Annotated in this window: 12 protein-coding genes and 1 rRNA gene; 12 read left to right on the top strand and 1 reads right to left on the bottom strand. The window is 44.0% G+C overall.

Annotated features, from left to right (window positions below; translation table 11 throughout):
- Positions 1–162: 162 nt before the first annotated feature.
- The 12 genes from rrf (at position 163) to rsmI (ending at position 7,954) form a co-directional block, all read left to right on the top strand.
- Positions 163–278, top strand: a 5S ribosomal RNA gene (gene rrf, locus B1A98_RS17720).
- 149 nt (positions 279–427) lie between these two features.
- Positions 428–619, top strand: coding sequence for a sigma factor G inhibitor Gin (locus B1A98_RS17715; RefSeq protein WP_041101859.1), 192 nt, complete (start codon positions 428–430; stop codon positions 617–619).
- A 58-nt stretch (positions 620–677) separates the two neighbouring features.
- A complete protein-coding gene (locus B1A98_RS17710) occupies positions 678–2,108 on the top strand; it encodes an aminotransferase class I/II-fold pyridoxal phosphate-dependent enzyme (protein WP_063384029.1) in 1,431 nt (476 codons plus the stop codon).
- Between the two features lie 16 nt (positions 2,109–2,124).
- Positions 2,125–2,766 (top strand): dTMP kinase, encoded by a 642-nt coding sequence (tmk, locus tag B1A98_RS17705; protein ID WP_063384030.1) that lies wholly within the window; start codon positions 2,125–2,127, stop codon positions 2,764–2,766.
- 112 nt (positions 2,767–2,878) lie between these two features.
- The gene (locus B1A98_RS17700) at positions 2,879–3,208 is read left to right on the top strand and encodes a cyclic-di-AMP receptor (RefSeq protein ID WP_041101868.1); all 330 of its coding nucleotides are present in this window, start codon (positions 2,879–2,881) and stop codon (positions 3,206–3,208) included.
- A 14-nt stretch (positions 3,209–3,222) separates the two neighbouring features.
- On the top strand, positions 3,223–3,663 hold the full coding sequence (locus B1A98_RS17695; protein ID WP_063384031.1) for a YaaR family protein: 441 nt from the start codon (positions 3,223–3,225) through the stop codon (positions 3,661–3,663).
- Positions 3,664–3,675: 12 nt separating this feature from the next.
- A complete protein-coding gene (holB, locus tag B1A98_RS17690) occupies positions 3,676–4,677 on the top strand; it encodes a DNA polymerase III subunit delta' (protein WP_041101870.1) in 1,002 nt (333 codons plus the stop codon).
- The gene (locus B1A98_RS17685; RefSeq protein WP_041101871.1) at positions 4,670–5,497 is read left to right on the top strand and encodes a PSP1 domain-containing protein; all 828 of its coding nucleotides are present in this window, start codon (positions 4,670–4,672) and stop codon (positions 5,495–5,497) included. Before holB ends, B1A98_RS17685 begins: the two co-directional genes overlap by 8 nt.
- Positions 5,451–5,879: a DNA replication initiation control protein YabA gene (gene yabA, locus B1A98_RS17680; RefSeq protein ID WP_370511078.1), complete on the top strand. Its 429-nt coding sequence runs from the start codon at positions 5,451–5,453 to the stop codon at positions 5,877–5,879. Before B1A98_RS17685 ends, yabA begins: the two co-directional genes overlap by 47 nt.
- Positions 5,880–6,083: 204 nt before the next feature.
- The gene (locus tag B1A98_RS17675; RefSeq protein ID WP_063384033.1) at positions 6,084–6,830 is read left to right on the top strand and encodes a tRNA1(Val) (adenine(37)-N6)-methyltransferase; all 747 of its coding nucleotides are present in this window, start codon (positions 6,084–6,086) and stop codon (positions 6,828–6,830) included.
- Positions 6,814–7,089, top strand: coding sequence for a GIY-YIG nuclease family protein (locus B1A98_RS17670; RefSeq protein ID WP_063384034.1), 276 nt, complete (start codon positions 6,814–6,816; stop codon positions 7,087–7,089). The genes B1A98_RS17675 and B1A98_RS17670 overlap by 17 nt, the downstream gene beginning before the upstream one ends.
- A complete protein-coding gene (gene rsmI / locus B1A98_RS17665; protein ID WP_087903786.1) occupies positions 7,082–7,954 on the top strand; it encodes a 16S rRNA (cytidine(1402)-2'-O)-methyltransferase in 873 nt (290 codons plus the stop codon). Before B1A98_RS17670 ends, rsmI begins: the two co-directional genes overlap by 8 nt.
- A gap of 186 nt (positions 7,955–8,140) precedes the next feature.
- Here rsmI and B1A98_RS17660 read toward each other — a convergent pair whose 3' ends face one another.
- On the bottom strand, positions 8,141–8,425 hold the full coding sequence (locus B1A98_RS17660) for an AbrB/MazE/SpoVT family DNA-binding domain-containing protein (protein ID WP_041101882.1): 285 nt from the start codon (positions 8,423–8,425) through the stop codon (positions 8,141–8,143).
- Positions 8,426–8,710 lie beyond the last annotated feature (285 nt).

The raw sequence follows: 8,710 nt of genomic DNA, 5'->3' as shown, positions 1-8,710 counted from the left end.
GAGGTGGAAGCGTGGCGACACGTGGAGCTGACGAATACTAATCGATCGAGGACTTAACCAAAACGCCGTATGGCGTAAAGCAACAAACCATGGCACGGTATTGCCGGTTACTGACACATATTATCCAGTTTTGAAAGAATAATTTCTTTCCATTTTATACAGTCTGGTGGCGATAGCGAAGAGGTCACACCCGTTCCCATCCCGAACACGGAAGTTAAGCTCTTCAGCGCCAATGGTAGTGAGGGGCTTCCCCTTGTGAGAGTAGGACGTTGCCAGGCCATCGAAAAAGGTGATCCAAAAATCGTTTAAAAGCGATTTTTGGATCACCTTTTCTGTTAGGGCTCATATTTAAGAAGAAAATCAAAATCACTAGATTCGTATATTTTTCATGCACAGGGGGCATACTAGCTTTCAGGAGGTGGAGAAGATGAAGGAATCAAATAAAATCAAAACCTGTATTGTCTGTGAAAAAGAAAAGAAAGAAGGCCTGTATCTCTATACAGCATTTATTTGCCATGAGTGTGAAAGAGAAATGGTCGAGACGGAGCCTGAATCTCCGAAGTATGCAGAGTTTGTAAAAAAACTAAGCAAAATAAGAAAGCCCCCTGTTTTTTCGTGATCCCGTTCCGTTAGTATGTTAGGCTAAGAGAAAAGTATAAGAAAAGGCAGGATGTTCATTGAAACAAACAGACACCCCAATTGTTGATGCATTACAGCGGCATATAAAGCAGCTCCCTCTGTCCTTCCATGTGCCGGGACATAAAAACGGCTTAGTGCCGAGGGAGAAGCTGCCTGCTGGCTTTCAGTCTTTCTTGCGCTATGATATGACTGAAATCACTGGAATGGATGATCTCCATTCACCTGAAGGCTGTATTTGGGAAGCACAGCAGCTATTAACGGACTTATACCGGACGAGAAAAAGTTACTTTTTAGTCAATGGAAGTACTGTGGGCAATTTAGCTATGATTATGTCCGTATGCAAAGAAGGAGATACTGTTTTCGTCCAGCGCAATGCTCACAAGTCTATTTTTCATGCATTGAAGTTGGCCAGGCTGAACCCGGTTTTTTTAGATACAGAGTATGATAGAGACCTGCAAGCAGCAGGCCATATAGGCCTTGATACATTAACAGCAGCCTATGACCGCTTTCCTTCTGCCAAAGCCGTGGTCTTTACGTATCCCACTTATTATGGAATGGCAGGAATGAAGGAGGATATCATTAAGCTGGCAAAGCAGCATGGCTCCTTTGTACTTGTGGATGAAGCCCATGGTCCTCACTTTATCTTGCCGGAGCCCTTTCCTGCAAGCTCTTTAGAATTGGGGGCAGATATCGTTGTTCATTCGGCTCATAAAATGCTTCCGGCAATGACCATGGGCTCCTATCTCCATGTGCAATCTGCCGATGTGCCGCTTGAAAAACTGGAGTTTTATTTACAGGCACTGCAGTCAAGCAGTCCCTCCTATCCTATTATGGCTTCTTTGGACGCCGCCCGTGCTTATTTAGCCGGCATGACAAAAGAGGATCAGTCATTTGCACTGCAAAGGAGAGACCGGTTAGCCTTGCTGCTGCACCGGAAAGGAATTGAGGTGATTTTTCCGGATGACCCGTTGAAAATGATGCTTAGAAAGCCAGGATACAGCGGTTATGAGTTGCAAAAGACGTTGGAGCAAGTACATATTTATACGGAGATGGCCGATGCGGCTCAAGTTCTCTGTACGCTTCCGCTAGTCAAGCAAGGAGATGATGCTTTCTTTAATGAGGCAGCGCAAAAGCTCTCGAAACTTAAACTAGAAGAGAGACCCGCCTGTTTGTTCCTTGCGCCGATACTGTCTCAGCAAAAAGTGTCTGCGCTTGCTTTATCTTATAAAGAGCAGGAAACAGCGCCAATCGAATGGAAAGATATCCAGGAAGCGACGGGAAGAATTGCAGCAGAAACGATTATTCCCTATCCTCCAGGAATCCCATGTATTATGAGCGGAGAAAAGATAGCAGAAGAACAAGCGCTGGCAGTGGAGGAGTGGCTCCAGCAGGGAGTTCATATACAAGGCGGACAAAAATTGAAGGAAAAGAAATTGGCTGTTTTCATCGACAACCAGATTAATAACTAATCATGCGGAGGAAGATATGAAACAAGGATGGTTTATCACGATTGAAGGGCCGGAGGGGGCCGGTAAAACAAGTATTATCCAGCGTTTGACACAGGGCTTGGAAGAAGCCGGACAAACAGTTACCGCCACCCGTGAGCCGGGAGGCATTTCGATAGCAGAGCAAATACGGGAAGTAATTTTGAATAGGGAGAATGTATTAATGGACGGGCGGACCGAAGCGCTGCTGTATGCCGCTGCAAGAAGGCAGCATCTCGTCGAAAAGATCATGCCTGCTCTTGAAGAAGGCCGCATCGTCCTTTGCGACCGCTTTATTGATAGCTCTCTCGCTTATCAAGGATACGCAAGGGGATTAGGCATGGAGGCCGTCTATGACATTAACCGCTTTGCAATCGGAGATCTTATGCCCCACTTGACCTTGCTGTTTGATGTGCGCCCGGAGGTTGGCTTAGAGCGGATTAAAGCTCATAGGGAACAGGAAGTCAATCGCTTGGATTTGGAGGCTCTATCATTCCATCAAAAAGTCAGAGAAGGCTATTTGCAGCTGGCGAGCCAATTTCCTGAACGCATTGCCGTTATAGATGCAGAAGCATCTATTGAGTCCGTTTATCAGGAAAGTTTAAAGGTCATTTTGGCTAAGATCAAAAGCCGGCAACAGTAAAAGAATTCCTGGAAAAGGAGTTCTTTTTTCATAATATTGTTTGTACAATTCAAAAAAACACTCTTTTTCTTGGTATAATAACAGAAAGAGGATAAAAAGAGGAGGAAAAGGAATGAAGTTAATTTTGGCAGTAGTGCAAGATCAAGATAGCCACCGTTTATCCCAGGCTCTGATAGAGAACAATTTCCGAGCAACGAAACTTGCTACAACAGGCGGGTTTTTGAAGGCAGGAAATACAACCTTTATTATCGGGACAGATGATATCCGTTTGGATCGGGCGCTTGCTATTATTAAAGAAAACTGCCAGTCACGGGATCAGATGGTAGCACCGGTTTCCCCGATGGGAGGCAATGCTGATTCATATGTTCCTTATCCTGTAGAAGTGCCGGTAGGCGGAGCGACTGTGTTTGTCTTGCCAGTAGAGCAATTTCATCAATTTTAATAGGGGATTAGACGATGAAAATCAACAAGGATTTGAACTTCAATATAGATAAGGTGCGGACAGATCAGAAGCCTGGACAGACAGGCTCTTCGAAATTTGCCGGACTTGTTCAGCATCAAAGCCACCAGATGAAAACAGAGCAGCTGGAGAAGCTGCTGGGCGATATTGAAGGGGCGGGAGAACGGTTGGCTCGTTCCCGGACATTTCAAGACATGGCCAAATATAAAACGCTCGTGCGGCGCTTTATTAGAGAAGCGGTCGACTTCGGCATGAACCTAAAGAATTCTCATACATGGAATCAATTCGGAGAAGGACGCAAGTTAAAAACGGTTGAAACGATTGATGAAAAACTAATCCAGCTAACAGAAGATATCATGAAACAGGAAAAATCATCTGTCGATTTGCTTGACCAGATCGGCGAAATTAAAGGGTTAATTATAAATTTATACACATAGGCGGGGATGAAAGTGTCCGATATATGGAAAGATTTAAATGAACTGCAGCCTATTGTGCTCAAAATGATAACGAATGGCCTGGCAAAAGGCCGGGTAGCTCACGCTTATTTGTTAGAAGGAGATCCAGGAACAGGAAAAAAGCAAACGGCTCTCTACTTTGCCAAAAGCCTGCTTTGTGAAGAAGAGGGCATAATGCCTTGCAACGAGTGCAGCAATTGCCGGCGGATTGACAGCGGCAATCATCCCGATGTCCATATTGTTGAACCGGATGGATTATCTATTAAAAAGCAGCAGATTGTTTTTTTACAGCAGGAATTCAGCAAAACAGCTGTAGAAGCGAACAGAAAAATATATATTATCAATCATGCGGATAAGATGACAGCTAGCGCTGCCAACAGTTTACTTAAGTTTTTAGAAGAGCCGGCAGCTGATACCGTTGCCCTGCTGTTAACCGAACAGGCACAGCGGATGCTGCCGACAATTATTTCCCGCTGCCAGCTTCTTTCTTTCAAGCCGCTGCCGCCAGATCTTCTTAAAAATAAATTGATTGAAAAAGAAGTTTCCCTGCCGATGGCTGCACTGGTTTCAAGGCTGACAAATAATTTTGATGAGGCGTTTCGGCTGGGCACTGAAGAGTGGTTTGCACAGTCACGCAAGATAGTGTTAAAATTATACGAAGTCCTGCTGAAGAACCCATTAGAAGCAATGGTAAAATTGCAGGAGGACTTTAACGGGCATTTTAAAGATAAACAACAAGTAAGTCTTGCATTGGATCTTTTATTGCTGCTTTTCAAGGATTTGCTGTCCATTCAGACAGGAAACGAACAAGGCTTGGCGTATCCTGATCAGCTGGCCTTGCTCAAGAACACAGCTCTTCATTCTTCCATTGTAAACACAACAGAGCAGATAACTGCTATTTTAGAGGCAAAGCGGAAACTTGATGCTAATATGAATCCACAGCTGCTAATGGAGCAGCTTGTGCTAAAATTGCAGGGGGGAGCATCCTTTGTATGATGTAGTAGGAGTACGCTTTAAAAAAGCGGGTAAAATATATTATTTTGATCCAATGGATCTGGGCGTTGAGAAAAACGACCATGTAATTGTAGAGACAGCTAGAGGCGTAGAGCACGGTGAAGTAGTCGTCGGGCCGAAAAAGGTAGAAGATGATGATATCGTTCTTCCTTTAAAAAAAGTCATCCGTAAAGCTGATCAGAAAGATCGGCTGATTGTGGAGGAAAACAAGGCGGCAGCGGCGGAAGCTTTCGATATTTGCTGCCAGAAAATCACTGAACATAAGCTGGATATGAAACTTGTTGACGTAGAATACACATTTGATCGCAACAAGGTGATTTTTTATTTTACAGCAGACGGAAGAGTGGATTTCCGGGAGCTTGTCAAAGATTTGGCAGCTATTTTCCGAACGAGAATTGAACTTCGGCAAATTGGTGTCCGTGATGAGGCCAAAATGCTTGGCGGGATTGGTCCATGCGGCAGAATGCTTTGCTGCTCGACTTTCTTGGGGGATTTCGAGCCAGTTTCAATTAAAATGGCGAAGGATCAGAACCTCTCATTAAACCCAACAAAGATTTCAGGTTTGTGCGGCCGGTTAATGTGCTGCTTAAAGTATGAAAATGATGAATATGAAGCAGCAAAAGAGCTTCTTCCTGATGTAGGGACGAAAGTGAACACTCCTCATGGTGCCGGAAAGGTAATCGGTTTGAATATTCTAGAACGGGTGCTTCAAGTAGAAGTATTCAACCACGAGCGGATCCTTGAATTCACTATTGATGAGATTGGGGCAGAAGGTGCCGTGTCAGTACAAGCCACAGAGTAATGGGGTGGAACGGGTGAACAAAAAAGAATTGCTTGATTCGGTCAGCGATATGGAAATGCAAATCAGCCAGCTGTACAAGCAGCTTGGAGAGTTGAAAAAAGGTTTAGTGCATACGATGGAAGAAAATCATTCCTTGCGATTGGAGAATGAGCATTTACGGCGCCGGCTGGAAGAAATTGAGTTTTCGCATCAGCAAGCCGGCCGAGAGATGGACAAGGAGACCAGCGATAAGAGTTTTTCAAAGCTGATAGATATAGGCGAAGGTTATGATAACCTGGCAAGATTGTATCAGGAAGGTTTTCATATTTGCAATATTCATTTTGGAAGTCCGCGCAAAGACGAAGATTGCTTGTTTTGTTTATCATTTTTAAATAAAAAATAACTGAGTATGTTAGTGAGGCTGTCCACAAAGGCCGGTACCGAAGCTGTGCAGCATTTGGGGGGAAAGAGAATCTTCTTCCTGGATGAAGCGGCAGTGCGGCCTGTACGGACAGCTTTTCTTTTTGTAAATGCTTTGTTCACTAAGAAGGTTTGAGCCAACCTTCATACGATACTTTGCTTTTGGAAAAACAGGAGGAACGGAAGAATGGTTGTATTAAAGGATGATGAACGGCTTGATTATTTGCTGGCGGAGGAACTAAGAATTATTCAAAGCCCGTCTGTTTTTGCTTTTTCGCTTGATGCGGTGCTGCTTGCAAGGTTCGCCTATTTGCCGCTCAAAAAAGGCTCTATTGTCGATTTATGCTCCGGAAATGGGGTGGTGCCTTTGCTGATGAGTGCCAAAACCAATGTGCCGATCATCGGCGTGGAAATCCAGGAGCGTTTATATGATATGGCTGTGCGCAGCATTGAGTATAATGGACTCAATGAAAGAATTGCTATGGTGCATGGAGATTTAAAAGAGGCTCCAGCTCAATTAGGCTATGAAAAACATAGTGTCGTTACTTGCAATCCTCCTTATTTTGTCACGCCATCTCACAAAGAAGTAAATATGAATGAACACTTGGCCATTGCCCGCCATGAAATCTATTGCACGCTTGAAGACTGTATACGTTCGAGCAGCGAGCTGCTGAAGCAGGGCGGAAAGGCTGCCTTTGTCCACCGGCCAGGCCGATTGCTTGATTTGATCACCTTAATGAGAAAATATCGCCTGGAACCTAAGCGTCTTCGTTTCGTTTATCCGAAAATGGGAAGGGAAGCAAATACCGTATTGATTGAAGGAATGAAGGATGGAGCGCCTGATATCAAAATCTTGCCGCCGTTGTTTGTGTATGATGAAAATGGCGAATACACTGAGGAAGTAAGAGAGATGTTATATGGAGAAAAGCACTGATCATTTTTTTTACGTGCTGGAATGCAGTGATCACTCCTTTTATGGAGGCTACACGACGGATTTAGAGAAGAGATTAAAAGCCCACAATTCCGGAAAAGGGGCGAAATATACACGAGGCAGAGGACCTGTGCGCCTGATTCACTGGGAAAGGTTTCATACAGTGACAGAGGCCATGCGGGCAGAATACGCCTTTAAACAACTGACACGAAAGCAAAAGGTGGATTATTTGCAGAGGGAGGGCAGCCGCTATGATCGATAGTCAAAAAAGTTTTATCCATGAGGGAGGGGCTCTTTACCTTGTCCCTACACCGATCGGCAATCTGGAAGATATGACCTTCCGGGCGATCCGGATAATGAAGGAAGCCAATGTGATTGCTGCTGAGGATACGCGCAATACAAAGAAGCTTTGCAATTATTTTGAGATTGCTACTCCGATTACAAGCTATCATGAACACAACAAGGAAACGAGCGGGCAGCAGCTGCTGGAGCGTATGAAACAAGGAGAAACGGTTGCTCTTGTCAGTGACGCTGGCATGCCTTCCATTTCAGATCCGGGATATGAGCTGACAGCCGCTGCTATCAGCCAGGGAATCACGGTGATCCCTTTGCCTGGCGCGAACGCCGCACTGACCGCTTTGATCGCTTCTGGTCTTGCGCCTCAGCCTTTTTATTTCTATGGCTTTTTAAGCCGGCACAAAAAAGAGAAAAAAGCGCAGCTGGCCGAGTTAAATAAAGCACGCAGCACGTTTATTTTGTATGAATCGCCCCATCGCCTAAAGGATACGCTTGCTCTCATGGCCGATGCTTTAGGAGCAGACAGGAAAATCGTACTATGCCGGGAGCTGACAAAGAAGTTTGAAGAGTTTTTGCGGGGGACAATTGAAGAAGCGCTGACTTGGTCAAGAGAAGAAGAAATCCTTGGAGAGTTTTGCTTGATTGTCGAAGGAAATGAAGCGCCGGAGGAGTTGGAGGAGAAAGAGTGGTGGTCTTCTTATTCCATTGTCGAACATGTAGATCATTATATCCATGACAAACAACTTTCCTCTAAAGAGGCGATTAAACAAACGGCCGTTGACCGAAGCATAGGAAAGCGGGAAGTGTACCAGGCCTATCATGTGGAGTAGCCGACTCGTTTCGGTTTAGCAACAAAAGGGGTTCGGAATGGCTTTATTCCGAACCCCTTGTTAATTTCCCGCCTGATTTGAAAGACAGACAGAGCTCTCTGCATAAAACCGAAGCGCTTGGAATGGGAACCAGCGACTTTCATCTATAAGCAAAATAAAAACGAGCCAGCGAGGCTCGTTTGTTTTTTATTTTTGAGAAGCAAATGACTCGGAAATTTCTTTGATAAGCTGTTCTGCACCCTCACGGCTAAGAATTAATTTTCCGCCTGCAAGTTTGATGTTGTCGTCTGAAACTTCCCCTGTAATGTGGCAAGTCATGCTTGGTTTATACTTTTTAAGGATGATTTTATCATCGTCTACATAGATTTCAAGCGCATCTTTTTCAGCGATTCCTAATGTACGGCGAAGTTCAATTGGAATAACTACGCGGCCCAACTCGTCAACTTTACGAACAATACCTGTTGATTTCATTTTTTTTTGCTCCTTCCAAAATGTTTTTATTAAAAAAACATAAAGCTTAATCGTCAATTTTCGACATATTTTTTACTTATGTCCTTATCATACCAGCTATTCCCAAGGTCGTCAACAAGAAAATGTAATTTTACCAAGGAATGTAAAGGTAATGAAATATTGATATATCAACGTTTCTGGGCTATTGGTTAAAATTGGAATCATTAATTACGAAAAAAATGTCGAATAGGACAAATGAAATGTCGAATCAACGAATTCAAAGAAGATTAGGAGAGTTTAATATTT

This window comes from Pseudobacillus badius, from assembly GCF_002189605.1.
Taxonomy (GTDB): Bacteria; Bacillota; Bacilli; order Bacillales; family Domibacillaceae; genus Pseudobacillus; species Pseudobacillus badius.
Note: the sequence above shows the minus strand (reverse complement) of the source record. Positions and strands in the feature narration are given on the sequence as shown.